The sequence below is a fragment of the Pseudomonas sp. F-14 TE3482 genome (assembly GCF_053629455.1).
This window is the reverse complement of record NZ_JBRJII010000001.1, coordinates 1,241,242-1,258,017: the sequence shown is the minus strand read 5'-3', so window position 1 is coordinate 1,258,017 and position 16,776 is coordinate 1,241,242. Positions and strand designations below refer to the sequence as shown.

The window sequence follows — 16,776 nt, the reverse complement described above, 5'->3', positions numbered from 1 at the left end:
AAACATTCGAGAACACGATCATGATCCACATCACCCTGCCCGATGGTTCATTGCGTGAGTACGATCAGCCGCTGACTGTGTATGAAGTCGCTGCGAGTATCAGTCTCGGGTTGGCCAACGCGGCGGTGGCCGGTCGGGTCGACGGCGTGTTGGTGGATTGTGGATTCCTGATCAAGGGCGATGCCCGGGTGAGTATCGTCACGCCTCAGGAGCCCGATGGCCTGGAGATCCTTCGCCGTTCCTGTGCGCTGATGCTGGCCATGGCCGTCAAACAGCTCCATCCGCACGCGCAATTGCGGGCCGGATCGTCGCTGGGTGACGGTTTCTTTTATGAGTTTGCTTTCCGGCGCTCTTTAACCTTGGCCGAGCTGCCCCTGATTGAAGCGCGCATGCATGCATTAGCGGCGACCAACCATTCGATCCGACGGGAAACAGCTACCCGGGCGACACCAACCGAACGGTTATCGCTGTATCGCTTGGGAGATTTTGAAAGTTTTGCTGCAGGTCCGCATGTTCCCACCACCAAAGTGTTGCAGGCCTTTGCGCTGGATCATATTGGCGGCACCTCTGAGCAACGGATCTACGGTACATGCTGGTCCAGCCAACAGGAACTGGACACCTGGCGAGCCCCGTCGCAGGTGATGGTCGTGAACATCGATGAACGTCAGAGCGCTTATGCACACTCGGTGACCGAGACACTGCGCCGCCGCGGATTGCGCGCTAACTCGGACCTGCGTAACGAGAAAATCAGCCACAAGATTCGCCAGCACAGCCAGAAAGTGCCGTATCTGCTGGTAGTGGGAGAGAAGGAAAAGGAAGGCGGGTTTGTCAGCCTGCGCAGCGGCAGTGGAGAGGATTTCGGGGAGAAAGGGATTGAGGCGGTGTGTGAATTGTTGAATCCGCCCAAGATTCAAGGTGACTAAACGGACGTCATCGCGGGCAAGCCCGCTCCCACAGGGATCGCGTATGACCTTGTGGGAGCGGGCTTGCCCGCGATGCTTTTAGGCTCTTGGCTTCACTGTGCCGCAATCCTGGCCCAACCACACAGCGCGAGTATCGAGGCTACCCTTCTGCTGAATGCCGGTGGCGTTGAAGGTGCCGTTGACCTTGGTGGTGAACTCACGATCGCTGAGGAATGTGGCGACACCCGCACCTTGCGCTTTCGGGCAGCTGAAACGGAATTTCCACTGGTTGCCGGTACGTTCGGTGATTTGCTGCTTGCAGCCCGATTGTGGGTCCGTCAGTGGAATGTTGTCGGTCTTCACCTGCTCAGGCGTCAGACACGCCCGAATCCCTTTACCGCCCATGGTGATGCCCTGCTTCTCCAGCTGCGCACGCTGTTCAGGAGTCATCTGACTCTGTATCTGGCCGAGGATCAGTTGCAGATCGGGCAGGTTCTGGTCATCGACCTTCATGTTGCTTGAAGTCATTTCCCACAAGCCCGGCTGCAACATCTGCGCCTGAGCAGCCACAGGAAGTGTCAAACCAAACGCAATGGCCAAACCCAGCAGACGAACGTTCATCGAGTAACTCCTGATCATTAGTGGCCGTTAGACGTCAGCCACGGGCTTCGGTTCATGGGCCAATTAAATAGCGACATTCTGCCCGGAACATGGTCTGTTAAGCATTGAATCTTCAGGAGCAAGGCTGCCCCATGGATTACTTTGGACCGCATGTTTTCGGTTATCTGATCGCTCTGCTGCACGCGCTGGGCTCGATTGCCGCCATCCATGCCGTATTGACCGTTCGGACCGCTCAGGGCTCGATCGCCTGGGCTCTGTCACTGCTGTTCATTCCCTACCTCACGCTTATCCCTTATCTGGTCTTCGGCCGCAGCACCTTCGATGGCTATATCAAGGCCCGGCGGCAAGCCAACGAGGAAATGCGCAAGGCAATCTCCGAGCTGAACTGGCGCCCCTGGGTAGAAGAGGCGCTGGCTGCTCGTGCCTCCAGCGCCTACGCGTCGTTGAGGGCCATGCCGAAACTGGGGCGCATGCCGTGTCTGGCGAATAACGAAGTACACCTATTGATTGATGGCCAAGCCACCTTCGATGCGATTTTCGACGCCATCAGTAACGCCCGGCAAGCGGTATTGATCCAGTTCTTCATCATCCACGACGATCGCCTCGGCCAACGCTTGCACACCTTGCTGACCAAGAAAGCTGCCGAAGGCGTGGCGATTTACTTGCTCTACGACCGCATCGGCAGCCACTCCCTGCCCCATGGTTATGTACAACCGTTGCGCGACGCCGGTATCGAGGTCAAAGCCTTCGCCACCCGCAGCGGCTGGCTCAACCGCTTTCAGGTCAATTTCCGCAACCACCGCAAGATCGTCGTGGTCGACGGGATTGTCGGTTTTGTCGGCGGGCTCAACGTCGGCGACGAATACATGGGCGAGAAACCACCCCTGGCGCCATGGCGCGACACCCACGTGCAAGTGCGCGGGCCGGTGGTGGCCTGCATGCAGGAGTCCTTTGCCGAAGACTGGTTCTGGGCAGCCCGTTCGCTTCCACCATTGATCCTGCCGGAGGTTTATCCGGATGACGGCGTGCTCTGCCAATTGCTGGCCACCGGCCCGGCGGATTCCTACGAAACCTGTTCGCTATTCTTCGTCGAAGCCATCCATGCGGCGATGGAACGGGTGTGGATCACCACCCCTTACTTCATCCCCGACGAAGCGGTGTTCGCCGCGTTACGACTGGCAGTATTGCGTGGTGTGGATGTACGGATTTTGTTGCCGTCGCGGGCGGATCACCGGATCGTCTACGCCGCGTCCAGCCTTTACGCCTTCGAAGCCGTACGTGCTGGCGTACGCCTGTTCCGTTACCAGCCGGGGTTCATGCATCAGAAAGTGGTGCTGATCGACAGCGAAATCAGCGCCATTGGCAGCGCCAACATGGACAACCGTTCGTTCCGGCTGAATTTCGAAGTGATGTTGCTGACGGTCGACAGTGCGTTTGCTGCCGAAGTGGAACAGATGCTCAACGATGACTTCGCCCAGGCTCATGAAATCGCCAAAGAAGAAAGCCGGGAGACCCACCGTCTGCAACAGATCGGCATGCGGATCGCCCGGCTTATTTCACCGATTCTTTAAGGGTTGTAAATGTCGTCGCGGGTCCAGGGCAGTTCATGGCTGCCATCGGGATGGGTTTTCACCGCGAGAATTTGATGCAGGTTGATCCAGCCTCTGGCAAAGGCATAGGCGCACCCTGCCAGGTACAACCGCCAGATCCGTAAAGCCTGCTCCGGCACCAATTTGCCGGCGGCTTCCAGATTATCTTCCAGGCGTTCGCTCCAGTGGTCCAGGGTTCGCGCGTAATGCAGGCGCAGGCTCTCGACATCGACAATCTCCAGCCCCGCTTCGCTGATCTCGGCCGAGATCATCGACAGATGCGGCAGCTCGCCGTTGGGGAACACGTACTTCTCAATGAATTCACCAGCACCACGCCCAACCGGACGACCATCGGTGTGCTTGGCGGTGATCCCATGGTTCATCACCAGGCCACCCTCTTTCACCGCGCCGAACAAGGTTTTGCAGTACTCGGCAAGATTCGCATGGCCAACGTGTTCGAACATGCCGACGCTGACCACCTTGTCGAAGCGCCCGTCCTGAGGCAAATCGCGGTAGTCGAGCAGTTGCAATTCGATCTGATCCTCCAGGCCTTCGGCTTTCACCCGTTCACGGGCCAGCGCCAATTGCTCCTTACTCAGTGTGATCCCGAACACCTTGGCGCCGAACTCACGAGCCGCATACCGCGCCAACCCGCCCCAGCCGCAACCGACATCCAGCAGATATTCGCCTGGCTGCAACCGCAGCTTGCGGCAAAGGTGGCGAAACTTGGCTTGTTGGGCTTGCTCGAGGGTTTCACTGCCGGTCTCGAAATAGGCGCAGGAATACGCCATGTCGCTGTCGAGCCACAGTTGGTAAAACGCGTTGGAGAGGTCGTAGTGGTAGGAGATGGCTTTGGCATCGGTCTCTTTGTCATGAACCGTGCGCACCGGTTGTGCATCTTGATCTTCGTTGATCAGCGCCTGACTCCACTCATCGCAGACACGAATCACGTCGCTGATGGAGCCTTCCAGTTCCAGCTTGCCCTCGACGAACGCCGCCCCCAACGCGTCGAGGCTGGGATGGGTGAACTGGGTAACCATGTGGGGATCCTTGACCACAATGGTGACGCTGGGCGTCGGCCCCAGATTGAACTCATGGCCGTCCCAGAGTCGCAAGCGAAGCGGTAATTGCAGATTCTGTAAGGCCGGTGGAAGTTGCGCGAGCATGAAAAGTCCCCCTTGTTTCAGACGTCAAATCTGAGGGTAGACCATCCTTGAAAAATAGCAGGCTATCGAATTAATAGCCTTTTTCTATTCCCGGTGTTGCCTGCAACACTGAAACCATCCAACGGGCGATCGTTGAAAATGACCGCCTTACCCTAGATGACTACAAATCCGGTACACAGTTCTGAAAAGTTGTAGACGCTCACACCTCATCCTTAAGCTTGAGTAGGGGTTCCTGAAAGCGTAGCAAACGCCCGGCATTCCCGAGCACTAATAACGTGCTCAAGTTGTGTAACAGCGCGGCAATCATCGCCCCTGCCGCCCCAAGCCAGCCGAATGCGGCGAACGCGACGATGGCCAGGGTCCAGCCCAACCCGATAATCACGTTGACTTGCAAGGTCTGGCGGCATTGGCGACTCAAGCGCACGCAGGTCCCGAGTCGACGCAGGTCGCTACCAATCAGTACGATATCGGCCGAGGCCAGCGCGATGTCCGCACCGCCTGCACCCATGGCCACGCCGACCACACCAGCCTTGAGCGCCAGGGAATCGTTGATACCGTCTCCCACCACCATCGGCCGGAATCCGCTGCCGATTTCTTTCAGCACACGATTGAGTTTGTCCTCGGGCAAGGCTTGGGCTTCGACATCGCTGATGCCCACATCCCGGGCCAGCGTGTGCGCAACGCTTTGCCGATCCCCGGTGAGCAACAGCTGACGACCCAAACCCAATTCACGCAACTCACTCAGGGCAAACCGTGCCTCGGGTTTGATACTGTCAGCGAGCAACAGCCAGGCGAGAAATTCACCGTTGAGTGCCAGCCCGGCAATCGGGCCGTCGTGTTCGGGCACAGCGGATGTGGCGATGCCCAATTGTGCGAACAGCTCCGGACGACCGAGGGCCGCTTCGCCCTGCTCGGTCATCGCCACGACACCCAGCCCCTGACGCTCATGAATGTCAGAGAGCAGCAGAAAGTGTTCCTGAGTGACCAACCCGGCCAAGGCGCGGCTGACCGGGTGACTGCTGGCGGAACCGAGGCTGGCGGCGAGTTTCAGTACGTGACTGCGATCTTCCAGCGGACTGTCGATGGATTGCAGGCGCAAGGTGCCGAATGTCAGGGTTCCGGTCTTGTCGACCACCAACGACGTCAGGTCAGCCAACTCTTCGAGGAACGCCGAGCTGCGAATCAGAATCCCGTGTCGAGCCGCCACTGCCACCCCGGCAATGGCCGTGGCCGGTGCCGACAACACCAGCGCGCAAGGGCAAGCCGCGACCAACACTGCGAGCATCGCTTGGGCATCGTTGGTGACGAACCAGGTCACGGCGGCCAGCAGCAACACCAGCACCATGTAGCTTCCGGCGTAGCGTTCGAGCAAACGGGTGATCGGCGGCTTGGAACGTTCGGCACTTTGCATCAGCGCAATGACTTTACCCAAGGTCGATTCGTGACCGGTGCGGGTCACTTCAATGCGCAGCAGGCCATCGAGATTGATCGCCCCGCCGAACACCGACATGCCCACATCGGCCTCCATTGGCACCGACTCACCGGTAATCGATGCGGTATCGAGGCTTGCCTGGCCGGACAACACCCGGCCATCGGCCGGCACGCGATCACCAGCACGCACCTCCACGAGGTCACCGGCCTTGAGGGTGCCGTTGTCGACTTCAACGACGGAACCGTCAGCCTGAATCTTGCGTGCATGGCTGCGAGTCAGTTTGCCGAGGGCATGAATCGCTTCCTGGGAACCGATCACGCTGCGCTCTTCCAGCACGTGGCCGAAGATCATGATGATCGGCAGCAACGCCGCAGTGAGTAGATCGCCTGTGGCCCAGGCACCGAGCATGGCCAGGGCGATCAGTTGATCGGTGATCCCGTGCAAGCTCGGATAACGCAGGCTGTACCACGCCGAGCGCATGACCGGCACGGCTACCAGCAAGGACGCAAAACCCAATAGCAATTGGCTGACTCCGGTCTGCTCCGGCGACAACCAGCGCCAGATCAAGCCTAGCGCAAGCAAGCCCAGAGCAAGCATGGCCAAGGTCAACTGGCGCGCGGCGTTACGTTGTTCAGCCGAGGACAACATGCTCGGCGCGGCGGCGGTTTGGGCAGTCATTGCGCAGCTCCCTGAATGATCAGGCGGGAATCGTCTTTCGGATCAACCGTGGTCACCGAACCGGCCTGCCCGAGAATCTTCGGCATCCGCTCACGGTAAATACGCAGCAGCATTTGCGGGTCAGTGCCCTGCTGTTGCGCCTTGGCCAAGCTCAGTACCGTGGCGGTGTCGGCGGAGGCTTTGGCCAGGCGCTCGCTGGCTTGGGCGTGAGCCACTTGCAGCGTGCGGTCGGCTTGTTCGTTGGCGCTTTGAGTCAGCTTCTCGGCTTCAGTGCGCGCGTTGGCCACGGCTTTGTCGGCCTGCTGGCTGGCGGTCAACACTGCGTTGAACGCGTTCACCGCCGGGCCGGGCAGACTCGATTGTACATCGACCCGCGCCACTTCAATGCCCATCCCCTGCCCGGTTGCTGTTAGTTCGGCCAAGCGTTGATTGATGCCCCGCACCAGATCGCCACGTAGACGTTCGCGGCGCTCAGCGGCCTGATTGTCGGCGCCGATCAGTTCCGGTCGAGCCACCAGAATGGTGTCCAGGTCGCGCGCGGCGGTGAGCGCCACGGCACTGCGCGTCACCAGCCGATCCAGCGCCGGCAGCACATGCTCACCCTGAAGAACGAAGGCATAGGGTTCGGTGACTTTGTAAAACACCCGCACATCCAGTTGCACGACGCCCGCATCACCGGTCAGCAGATAACCGGAGCCGGCAAGCGCATCGCTGATGGGCGTGGCGAAACTCGCGACTCGATCCGCCTGCAATGCAGCATCCGAGCGCAGCAGACTTTCTACCCGACGCTCGATCACCCGATCCGCCGCAGGCAACAAGATTACCTGCTCAAACGGGCGCGGCCATGCCAACAGCAAACCGGCATTTTGAATCCGATCCAGTGCGCCGAAGTGCAGCACCACGGCACGATTTTGCGGGTCGATTTGCCGCACATTGGAGAATGCCCACGCCAGCGCAGCCAGCACGGTCACGGCGTACAGCGCCAGAAAAGCCAAGCGCCCGGCCTGAATCCAGGGGCTGCTCAACTCATTTGTTCCACGTGGAACTAAACTCATGGCTGCGACCCGGACTTGTTATCGAGCGTCGGCGGACCGTCAACCAACACCCGAAATGGCGCCGCATCGGTACGCAAAATCAGTTTGGTGCCCGGCGTGACGATAGTGCCCAAGGTGTCGAGAGAGCGCAGCAAGTTGTAGAGCTGCGGCGAACCGGCATAGGCACGGCCGTATATCTGCGCCGCTTCGACGCGGGATTGGGCTTCGATGTCCGCAGCTTTCACCGTCGCATCGGCTTGCACGATTCGCGCATCACGCTCGGCCGCCGAGCGAATTTGCGCAGCTTCACGCTTGCCGATGGCCGTGCGTTCAGTGGCGATTGTTTCACGCTCGGCGCGCATGCGATCGACCGTCGCGGTGAGCGTCACCGACGGCAAGGTCAAACGCTCGATGCCGACTTGCAGCACTCGCACGCCATAGGTGGTGAGCAACTGTTGATCGATCTGTTGACGCAGTTGCGCTTCAAAATCGGCGATGCGCACTTGGTTGGCATCGGTGTTCACCAAATTGGCCAGATCGAAACTGCTGGCGGTGGTTTCCAGCGCCGAACCGACAAAGGTGCGGATCTGCCGCGCGGCTTCGTCCGGCTGGTTCTGTACGGCGCGCATAAAGCGTTGCACGTTGTCCGGATCACCTTGCACCTGCCAGGCCACGTAAGCTTGCACGATGATGCGCAAACCATCGCGCGTGCCCACATCCTGCAAACCGCTGGAGGTGGTGCGCAGCCGCAGATCCACCGGGATCGCCGCTTCGAACGGTGCCGGCCAGCGCCAGCCAAGACCGGGTTCCAGCAACACCCGTGATGGATTGCCGAAGCGAGTGATGACCGTGGCCTCCCCCGAGCGCACTTGCACCAGGCTCGCCGCCGCAATGGCAAACGCCACCAGCAACGCCGCCCAACCCATTCGCCGCCACGGGAAAGGGCCAGCTTCGTGTGGATCACCGTGGTGATGATGGTGATGGCCGTGGTGATGTCCGCCATGGCCGTGATCGTGGCCAGCGTTGTCATCGTGATCGCGATTGTGTGTAGGCGTCGGCTGGCTCAATGGACGGCTCCTGGCTGAACGGTATTACGCGGCGGCGCAGGATCAGCCGGCAGCGTGAATGTACGTAGGTCGATGGTCGGCGCATTACCGCTGCCGCCCAGACGATGATCGAGAACCAGCAGCTTGGCGTTGGCCAAACCTTGGGTCAGTTGGCTGAGGTATTGCTCCAGCACGAAGGCCTGGCCGGCGCTGGAATAAGCCTTTCGCTCGGCGGTAAATTTCAGGTCGGCGGCCTGAGCGGTCGAGTTGATTTCATGAGCACTGGCCGTGGCTTGATCGTGAGCGAGGCTGGCCTGCAATTGCGCCTGGTTGGTCGCCTCCGCCGCTGCTCCGCGCTCGCGGGAGATCAACGCCTGAGCTGCAATCTGCGCCGCTTGCACGCCATGATAAGCGTTGGCCGCCCCCGCTGGCGGGTGGATGGCCTCGACCACCGTGGCGAGAATTTCCACGCCGCTGTCGAGTTTTTGCAGGTCAGCCTGCACGGCACGGCCGATCTCTTCGGCCAGCCCTACCCTGTCCTCGCCGAGCAAACCATCGAGGGTTCGCGAGGCGAAATCGTGCACCAGAATCCGGCTGGCGGTGCTGCGGATCAACGTTGGCACATCGGCGCTGTGGTACGTTGCTGCCAGCGCCGCCTGATCGCTCAGGCCGATGCGATAGACGAAGCGCACGTCCATGTTGACGATCTGGAAGCTCTGCTTGTCGGCGCGGCTGCTGGCGATGACCTGGGATTTATCGTTCACATGGCTGGCGTCCCACAATCGATTGGCAATCGCCGGTGCCGGGCCTTCAGCAGGTTCGGCCGCGACCGGTGCCGACGTTTCGCCCACGCTGGTGGCCAACTCGTGAACCACGCCGTTCTCGACGCTCAGCACGCGGCCCAACGGCCACGGCAAACCGGCGTGCAAACCGGGACCAAACACCTCCACCGGTTTGCCGAAACGCTCGTAGATACCGCGCCCTTGCAGGGGAATTTCGTGAATGCCGGTGAGCGACCAACCGACGATAGCCACCACTGCCAGCACCGGCAAAAACGCCCGGCGCATGTAGGTAAAGGCCCAGATTTGCCGCAGGTCGATACCGAAGCGGTTGTGCAACTCATGCTGCAATGCGAGCAAAGGCTGCGGTGGCCAGCGCAGCATGTCGGCGACAAAGCTTCGAGCCAGCAAGGCCGGTTCCAGCTGTTCACGACGGGGACTGAACAACGACAACACGGCCCGCAGCAGCAACTCGACGGCGACCAGCCCCGGCAGCAAGCCGATCAGCACCGCCAGACGCGCCGGCCAGACCGATGTTTCGCTGCCGAACAACAAACACAGTGCGCTGAGCACCAGGCAAATAATCGCGACCCGCGTGAGCTGCGCCAACGGCCCTGCTTCGGGCCACTGGACGACGTTTTCCTGTGCCAGTTGCCGCTCCAGCACCAGCAAACCGAAAGCCAGCAGCAACGATAGCGTGGCGCCGACACTGGCCGACAATCCCAGCGCGGCGGGCGGCAAGGTCAGATTCCAGACTTGCTCGATGCTGTACAACGTCAATAACGCCCAGCCAGCCAACCATAGCGTCGGCGCACCGATCTGCCCCAGCAAGCGCAACCAACGTTGGCTGATCCGGTCCAGCAACCGCTCGTACCAGCCTTCAGCGGCAACGACTTCCTCAGCGACAACCACCGGCACCGACAATGCCGGATTCATCGCCCGTGCGCGCCACTGCGTTACCCACCAGGCCGATTGCAGGCCGGCGACCAGCACCAGCAAACCGGCGCTCTGATTGACCAACAACACCGGCCAGAGCGACTGCGGTGCAAATAGCCCGACAAAAAACGCCAGTACCAGCCCGATCGCCGCCAAGGCTCCCAAACCCATTGCGAATTGCCGCAATCGACGCCCTTGAACGACCGCCTGCTGAAAGCGCGGCAGCGCTGCTATTTGTGCCCCATCGCCATCGAGATCGACTTGCATACCACCCCAGCCATCGCTCACATCACAATTCGTTACGATATAACGAAAGTGGTGAAATATTCGTCGTAAATCGCTCTATCTAAAAGCGCCGGACCTGTCGCTAAGCTGAAGCCTTGACCGAAATGGCTCGAAACGCACATATTACGTTCGTAATTTTTATCAAAGACTACTTTTATCGATCCTGCCCCTTTCACCAGGAGTACCACCATGAGCACCTATGACGTCGTGATTCTGGGCGCAGGCCCCGGCGGTTATAACGCAGCGATCCGCGCCGGCCAGCTGGGTCTGAAAGCAGCCTGCGTGGAAGGCCGCGCCACCCTGGGCGGGACCTGCCTGAATGTCGGCTGCATGCCGTCCAAAGCCCTGCTGCATGCCTCCGAACTCTACGACGCGGCCATGGGGGCGGAATTTGCCAACCTGGGGATTGAGGTCAAACCTGTCCTCAACCTTGTTCAAATGATGAAACAGAAAGATGAAAGCGTTACCGGGCTGACCAAGGGCATCGAGTTTCTGTTTCGCAAAAACAAAGTCGACTGGATCAAGGGCTGGGGCCACATCGACGGGCCGGGCAAAGTCACGGTGACCGACAGCCAGGGCACCAAGACCGAGCTGAGCGCCAAGGACATCATTATCGCCACCGGTTCCGAACCCACTCCCCTGCCCGGCGTGGACATCGATAACAAACGCATCCTCGACTCCACCGGCGCACTGTCGCTGGCCGAAGTACCGAAGCACTTGGTGGTGATCGGTGCCGGGGTGATCGGCCTGGAGCTGGGCTCGGTATGGCGGCGCCTGGGTGCCCAAGTGACGGTGGTCGAATTTCTCGATCGGATCTGCCCCGGTGTAGATGGCGAAGCGGGCAAGACCCTTCAGCGCTCATTGAGCAAGCAAGGCATCAGCTTCAAGTTGAGTTCGAAAGTCACCAGCGCCACGACATCGGCGAGTGGTGTTCAGCTCAGCGTCGAACCGGCCGCGGGTGGCACCGCCGAGTTACTTGAAGCCGATTACGTGTTAGTGGCCATTGGTCGACGCCCTTATACCCAAGGCCTGGGGCTGGAAAACGTCGGTCTCGCCACCGACAAACGCGGCATGCTCGCCAATAAGGGCCACCGCACCGAGGCAGCTGGCGTCTGGGTGATCGGTGATGTCACGTCTGGGCCGATGCTCGCCCACAAGGCCGAAGACGAAGCCATGGCCTGCATCGAGCAAATCGTCGGCAAGGCCGGTGAGGTCAACTACGACCTGATCCCCAGCGTGATCTACACCAAACCGGAGCTGGCCAGCGTCGGCAAGACCGAAGAACAGCTGAAAGCCGAAGGTCGCGCCTATAAGGTCGGCAAGTTTCCCTTCACCGCCAACAGCCGGGCGAAGATCAACCACGAAACCGAAGGCTTCGCCAAAGTACTGGCCGATGAGCGCACCGACGAAGTCCTCGGCGTGCACCTTGTGGGCCCGAGCGTCAGTGAAATGATTGGCGAATATTGCGTTGCCATGGAGTTCAGCGCCTCGGCCGAAGACATCGCCCTGACTTGTCACCCACACCCGACCCGCTCCGAGGCATTGCGCCAGGCGGCAATGGATGTGGAGGGGATGGCGACACAGATGTAAGCCTGGAGGTTGATGGAGACTGAACTACCGCTATCGCGAGCAGGCTCGCTCCCACATTTGATCTGTGGCGTTCACAAAACCAATGTGGGAGCGAGCCTGCTCGCGATGCAGTCGACGCGATCTAAAGCGGCAAATGCCCCAGCGGCAACGCCCCCGGGGTCTTCACCGTGTGAATCGCAAAGTTGCTGCGAATGTCGCTCACACCCGGCAGTTTCAGCAATCGCCCGGTGAGAAAACGGTCATAGGCGCGCAAATCCGGCACCACTACTTGCAGCAGAAAATCCGATTCCCCTGACACCAGGAACGCCGAAATCACCTCAGGCAATGCCGTCACGGCCAGGCGAAAGGCTTCGGCCTGTTCATCGTTGTGGCGTTCGACTTTGACCCCGACAAACACCGTCAGCCCAAGGCCCACTTCATCTCGATCCAGATTGGCCTGATAGCCGCGAATCACTCCCGCCTCTTCCAGCATCCGTACCCGACGCAAACAAGGCGAGGCAGACAGGCCAATCTCGTCGGCCAATTGCACGTTGCTCAGGCGACCGTCCCGTTGCAGCGCCGCGAGAATCTTGCGGTCGTAGGCGTCCAGTTTCATGGTTTGGCAGATCCCGATGGTTCGATCATCACAAAAGGGCAGGTTATGCCAAATATCGAAGCTTTAGAAGCTGACTACGCAACCACCTGCCCTGCTCTTCAGCCATAGACTGACCTCACCAAATCGACACCGAATGGGGTGCAACATGGCAGGACTCTGGCTGTTTTTCATGGCGCTGGCGGTGGTGTACCTGTTGCCGGGCCCGGACATGATTCTGCTGTTGCAGACCGGCGCGCGTCAGGGCAAAAGCGCAGCGCTGGCCACCGCGTTGGGGCTGGGCATAGCGCGTGGTTGTCATGTGGCCTTGGCGGCGCTGGGTTTGGCGGCACTGTTCAAGACGGCACCCTGGACCTTCGACGTGGTGCGCCTGGTCGGGGCCGCGTACCTGCTGTGGATCGGCATTCAGTGCGTGCGAACCACGATGCTGCCGAGCTTGAACAGTGCAGGTTCCACGACTGAAAAATCGCATTGGCGCGAGGCGATCCGGCGCGGTTTGCTGACCAATCTGCTCAACCCCAAGGCGCTGCTGTTCTGTTCGGTGCTGTTGCCGCAGTTCATCGAACCTCACGCCGGGCCAGTGCTCGCGCAATTTGCAACGCTGGGCGTGATGCTGGTCGGTGTCGGTTTGTTGTTCGACAGCGCCTACGCGCTGGTCGGCGCCGCACTGGGCCGCTGGCTGCAACGCAGTCCATCGGCCCAACGGGTGCAACAGTGGTTGTTCGGCAGCCTGCTGATCGGCTTCGCGGTGCGGCTGACCTTTGTGCAGCAGGCTTGAGGCTTGAGGCTTGAGGCTTGAAGGTTATCGCGCTCTGCGACGGCGGCGACTGATCAATAACAGCGCCGCTGCCGTAATCGCTAACACTGCGCCGATCTGCAATGGTTTTTTGTAGGGCCGCAGAACAGATCGCGCAGCATCGGTGGCTTGAGTCACATAACGCTTATCAGCGCTCTGGAAGTCTGGATCTTGGCATTGATGACCGAAATCACCGGCCCAGATCACATACGGTCCCTCCTCTACGTAACGGCGGTAGAACGCGCTTTGCTCTTGCAGGCTGGTACCCCACGTTGAAGCCTTGCACAGCACTGAAGCAAACGCCTGACTGGTATGGGGAAGGTGATCAGCGGCCTTACTCGCCAAGGCTGTGGCGATATAACGGTAATGGAAACGTTCATCCGGTTGCGCCACCGTGGCTTGCCGACGCTGCACCTCACCCTCGGCTATCAGCGGCCCGACCTTGAGATCGGGAGCCTCCAGACTGTAATTGCCGCCGAAGGTCGCGTAATCCGGGGACATTTCGTAGCCCAATAACTCCATCCCATCGTAGCGGGCCACTGTCGCGGCGTAGTAGTAAGCGAATGCCCGTTTGGTCGGCCACCATTTGGATTCAGCCTCCTCGCGCAGCTGCCCATACCACCTGGCTTTGGCCTGCAAATCTGAGTTATCAAAATACTCCGGCGCTTCGTCATAACGCCCTTCACGCAACAGGCGCCGCCCGAGCAAATTGCGCAGGTTCGCGGCTACCGACAACGGCACATAATTGTCGCGATCCTGCTGGCTGAGCGGTGGCGGTGCGGGCACCTGAGTGTCGACGTACTGCTTGAGTTCATCGAGGGTCAGCACCCGCTCGGCAACGGTGGCCGCGTCGTACCAGTAAATGTTCTGGCTGCGATAGAGCTGATCAAAGGCTTGCAGATAATCGCCGCGTTGCAGGGCCAGGATTGCGCTTTCGCCGTCGACCCGGCACTTGGGCTGCACCGTTTCGTAATCCCAGTCCGGGGTCCGTCGCTCGCCCCAAGACTCGTTCTGCGGGAAGGCCTGGGCGGCCTTGGCGTAGGCCGCAGCAGCAGCGCCTTTGTCGCCATCACGCAACGCGAGTTTCGCCCGCAGCCACCATGCGAGGCCGCCGTCACCGGCCTGTTCGAGGAAGGCCTTGGCACTGGCGTAATCGCCCTGCTGATAGTTCATCGCCGCCAGGCGATCCGCGTTATCCAGGCTGCCACGGGTGCTGTTTTGCAGCAGCTTGATCAGTTTCTGTTCGCTTGGCGGCTGATCACCGAATGACCAGCCCAGTCGACTGATCAACGACGCCGTCACCAGTTGCTGCACCGCTTTGCCCTTGAGCAACACGGCCAGTTGATCGTCGGGCATTACCATCAGATCAGCCATCAACAACTTCAACGAGCTGTAGCCCACCGCCGAACCGTGGAGGTTCTGCGTGGCGTAGAGTTCGATGGCGCTGTCCCAATCGCCAGCGGTGCGGGCCACTCGCGCTTCTTCGCCGAGGCTGGCAACACCCAGTTCCAGCGGGTCGCTGAAGCCGTCGATACTCAGCTGACGAGTTTGCTCGAAAGCCTTTCGGGATTGAGCCAACAGGTCAGGACCTGCGCCCGCCTCTGAACTCATGGCAAACAGTGTCCGCCCCAACGAGTAAGCCGCCCAGGTACTGCGCAACGCGCGTTGATCCGCCGGCAGCGCCAGCACTTTCTGAAAATATTCAGCGGCCAAACCATGGTCACCCGCGTTGAACGCCACCGCGCCCGCCAGATAGAACATGTGCTCGGCCGGCAGGCTCGCGCCTTGCTCTTCAACCTGACGGGCATCGGTCAGGCTACGCAGCTGTTGCACCAGCGCTTGCTGCTCAGGTGTCAAACCGGCCTGTTCGGCGGTGTTGCGCTGACCCGTGTAATCCGGTCCATCGCCGTAACCGTCCCCCGGAATATTGGTGGCAGCCGTGACATTTTTCAGTCCCGCGATGGCATGCCCGAGGCGACTGATCTCGAAGTTGAAGTTGCCTTCCGGCAGTTCCGCCAGCGACTGGCCACGGTTGTCCAGCAGGCGCATGGGGAAGTCCGGCCCGCAGGCCAACGCCGAACCCAACGGCAGGCTGAGGCTCAGGCAAAGCACATGGCGGGGCCAGTTACGGGTGAACATTCGAACCTCCTTGATCAATAGTTGCGCAGCGTGCCCAACCAATGGCGCGCTGCCCGCCGGCCGGGATTCGCCCCTCGCGCAGGCGGGTGAAGGTAAGCAGATCCGGGCGCTGTTGCAATGCATAACCGGCCAATGCATCGGCGCCATCGCAGCCCTGCACCGCCAATGTCAGGCGTTCGGGCCAGGCGCTGTCGAGGTTGCCTTGGTTGCTGACGCTGATGTCGTAGAGGCCGTCCTGCGCCGAGAGCTTCAGCCCCACGCGGCTGTCGAGCGTATCGCCGCGCGCCACGGCGATGAGCGTCGTCAGGCTCCAGGCCCTGCGATCATTGGCCAGCGGCAGGCGAAACCAGATCAGCCCGGCCAGATGAGCCGGTGGATCGGCGCGCAACTCGGCGCCGAGTTTGCTCAGTTGCAGCGGATCCGCCAGTAACTCCCGGCGTTTGCCGCCCCGCTCGATGGGCACTTCGCTTTCCACGACCGGCGCGCCACTGGCCCCTGGCAACAACGCCACGCCATAAGCCGGTAGCGCCAGATAAAACGGTTTCGAGGTGATACTGCTCCAGGCTTTGGCCCACTGCCGTGCCTGATCCGGGTCGAACAAGCCACGCCGTGGATCGCTCACCGCGTGCACCTGCAAGACGCTGCTGTCGACCGTCGCCAGCAGCGCCGGCAATTCAGGGCTGTCGAGCCAGGCCGGCAACGCGGTGATGCTCAGTGGCAAGGAAGCGGGCAGAGCGGCGCGCAAATGCGTGAGGAATTCGCGGTAGGCCGGTAGCCGAGCGTTGCCCGCATCGTGGTCGATTTCCACGCCGGAGAGGATCAACCCCTGCCCTTGCCAATCGCTGAGCACCTGCTGGATGTGCGCCGTGACCTCGTCCTGATCCAGCCCCTTGAGCTGGCCATCCAGACGAATCACCGCTATCAGCGGTCGACCATCACGCTTGAGCAGCGCCGGATCGATCCGCGCCCGGCTCCAGCCGGCCTGCGCAAACGCCTGCAAGGCCAGTACACGCAAGGTCGAGAATTCGGCGCGGCTGTCGCGCAACGCGGCGTCATGGGCCGGCGTCCATTGGCGTTGCCAGACGTAGAGTTGCTGATCGAGCGGCGGCGCGTCCGGTCGCTCGCAACCGTTGAGCAACAGCAATGCGGCAAGCAAGGCCGACAGGCGAATGAAAAACACAATGAGCCCTC

The 16,776-nt window shown here is 60.7% G+C and carries 13 protein-coding genes; 4 read left to right on the top strand and 9 right to left on the bottom strand.

Features of this window, described 5'->3' with window-relative positions:
* The first annotated feature begins 20 nt into the window (after positions 1-20).
* The gene (locus AB7M26_RS05515; RefSeq protein ID WP_123495655.1) at positions 21-923 is read left to right on the top strand and encodes a His/Gly/Thr/Pro-type tRNA ligase C-terminal domain-containing protein; all 903 of its coding nucleotides are present in this window, start codon (positions 21-23) and stop codon (positions 921-923) included.
* Positions 924-1,001: 78 nt separating this feature from the next.
* Here AB7M26_RS05515 and AB7M26_RS05510 read toward each other — a convergent pair whose 3' ends face one another.
* Positions 1,002-1,523 (bottom strand): DUF3617 domain-containing protein, encoded by a 522-nt coding sequence (locus AB7M26_RS05510; RefSeq protein WP_008007839.1) that lies wholly within the window; start codon positions 1,521-1,523, stop codon positions 1,002-1,004.
* A 131-nt stretch (positions 1,524-1,654) separates the two neighbouring features.
* Here AB7M26_RS05510 and cls point away from each other — a divergent pair, with 131 nt between their 5' ends.
* Positions 1,655-3,094, top strand: coding sequence for a cardiolipin synthase (gene cls / locus AB7M26_RS05505; RefSeq protein WP_123495653.1), 1,440 nt, complete (start codon positions 1,655-1,657; stop codon positions 3,092-3,094).
* On the opposite strand, the gene cfaB is transcribed toward cls, so the two are convergent.
* The 5 genes from cfaB to hflK (AB7M26_RS05480) all read right to left on the bottom strand — a co-directional run bounded on the left by cfaB (position 3,091) and on the right by hflK (AB7M26_RS05480) (position 10,450).
* Positions 3,091-4,278 carry a C17 cyclopropane fatty acid synthase CfaB gene (gene cfaB, locus AB7M26_RS05500; protein ID WP_123495651.1) on the bottom strand — a complete coding sequence of 396 codons (1,188 nt, stop codon included), beginning with the start codon at positions 4,276-4,278 and terminating at the stop codon, positions 3,091-3,093. The two genes, cls and cfaB, sit on opposite strands and share 4 nt — an antisense overlap.
* 199 nt (positions 4,279-4,477) lie before the next feature.
* A complete protein-coding gene (locus tag AB7M26_RS05495) occupies positions 4,478-6,388 on the bottom strand; it encodes a cation-translocating P-type ATPase (protein ID WP_123495649.1) in 1,911 nt (636 codons plus the stop codon).
* Positions 6,385-7,443 carry a protease modulator HflK gene (gene hflK, locus AB7M26_RS05490; protein ID WP_123495647.1) on the bottom strand — a complete coding sequence of 353 codons (1,059 nt, stop codon included), beginning with the start codon at positions 7,441-7,443 and terminating at the stop codon, positions 6,385-6,387. Before hflK (AB7M26_RS05490) ends, AB7M26_RS05495 begins: the two co-directional genes overlap by 4 nt.
* The gene (hflC, locus tag AB7M26_RS05485; RefSeq protein ID WP_123495645.1) at positions 7,440-8,489 is read right to left on the bottom strand and encodes a protease modulator HflC; all 1,050 of its coding nucleotides are present in this window, start codon (positions 8,487-8,489) and stop codon (positions 7,440-7,442) included. The genes hflK (AB7M26_RS05490) and hflC overlap by 4 nt, the downstream gene beginning before the upstream one ends.
* Entirely contained in the window at positions 8,486-10,450 is a 1,965-nt protein-coding gene (gene hflK / locus AB7M26_RS05480; RefSeq protein WP_123495723.1) for a protease modulator HflK, read from the bottom strand. The genes hflC and hflK (AB7M26_RS05480) overlap by 4 nt, the downstream gene beginning before the upstream one ends.
* Before the next feature lie 207 nt (positions 10,451-10,657).
* Between hflK (AB7M26_RS05480) and lpdA the strand changes: the two genes are divergently transcribed.
* Positions 10,658-12,058, top strand: coding sequence for a dihydrolipoyl dehydrogenase (lpdA, locus tag AB7M26_RS05475; protein WP_123495643.1), 1,401 nt, complete (start codon positions 10,658-10,660; stop codon positions 12,056-12,058).
* Between the two features lie 121 nt (positions 12,059-12,179).
* On the opposite strand, the gene AB7M26_RS05470 is transcribed toward lpdA, so the two are convergent.
* A complete protein-coding gene (locus AB7M26_RS05470) occupies positions 12,180-12,653 on the bottom strand; it encodes an Lrp/AsnC family transcriptional regulator (protein WP_007896573.1) in 474 nt (157 codons plus the stop codon).
* A 145-nt stretch (positions 12,654-12,798) separates the two neighbouring features.
* Between AB7M26_RS05470 and AB7M26_RS05465 the strand changes: the two genes are divergently transcribed.
* Entirely contained in the window at positions 12,799-13,428 is a 630-nt protein-coding gene (locus tag AB7M26_RS05465; protein ID WP_123495641.1) for a LysE family translocator, read from the top strand.
* Positions 13,429-13,452: 24 nt separating this feature from the next.
* On the opposite strand, the gene AB7M26_RS05460 is transcribed toward AB7M26_RS05465, so the two are convergent.
* Together AB7M26_RS05460 and AB7M26_RS05455 are read right to left on the bottom strand one after the other, a co-directional pair.
* The gene (locus tag AB7M26_RS05460; protein WP_123495639.1) at positions 13,453-15,585 is read right to left on the bottom strand and encodes a hypothetical protein; all 2,133 of its coding nucleotides are present in this window, start codon (positions 15,583-15,585) and stop codon (positions 13,453-13,455) included.
* Complete coding sequence (locus AB7M26_RS05455; protein WP_123495636.1) at positions 15,572-16,768, bottom strand: DUF3142 domain-containing protein; 1,197 nt, start codon at positions 16,766-16,768, stop codon at positions 15,572-15,574. Before AB7M26_RS05455 ends, AB7M26_RS05460 begins: the two co-directional genes overlap by 14 nt.
* Positions 16,769-16,776 lie beyond the last annotated feature (8 nt).

Coding starts and splice junctions, on each gene's coding strand:
- AB7M26_RS05515 (WP_123495655.1), top strand. CDS start 21: ATGATCCACATCACCCTGCCCGATGGTTCATTGCGTGAGTACGATCAG.
- AB7M26_RS05510 (WP_008007839.1), bottom strand. CDS start 1,523: ATGAACGTTCGTCTGCTGGGTTTGGCCATTGCGTTTGGTTTGACACTT.
- cls (WP_123495653.1), top strand. CDS start 1,655: ATGGATTACTTTGGACCGCATGTTTTCGGTTATCTGATCGCTCTGCTG.
- cfaB (WP_123495651.1), bottom strand. CDS start 4,278: ATGCTCGCGCAACTTCCACCGGCCTTACAGAATCTGCAATTACCGCTT.
- AB7M26_RS05495 (WP_123495649.1), bottom strand. CDS start 6,388: ATGACTGCCCAAACCGCCGCCGCGCCGAGCATGTTGTCCTCGGCTGAA.
- hflK (WP_123495647.1), bottom strand. CDS start 7,443: ATGAGTTTAGTTCCACGTGGAACAAATGAGTTGAGCAGCCCCTGGATT.
- hflK (WP_123495723.1), bottom strand. CDS start 10,450: ATGCAAGTCGATCTCGATGGCGATGGGGCACAAATAGCAGCGCTGCCG.
- lpdA (WP_123495643.1), top strand. CDS start 10,658: ATGAGCACCTATGACGTCGTGATTCTGGGCGCAGGCCCCGGCGGTTAT.
- AB7M26_RS05470 (WP_007896573.1), bottom strand. CDS start 12,653: ATGAAACTGGACGCCTACGACCGCAAGATTCTCGCGGCGCTGCAACGG.
- AB7M26_RS05465 (WP_123495641.1), top strand. CDS start 12,799: ATGGCAGGACTCTGGCTGTTTTTCATGGCGCTGGCGGTGGTGTACCTG.
- AB7M26_RS05460 (WP_123495639.1), bottom strand. CDS start 15,585: ATGTTCACCCGTAACTGGCCCCGCCATGTGCTTTGCCTGAGCCTCAGC.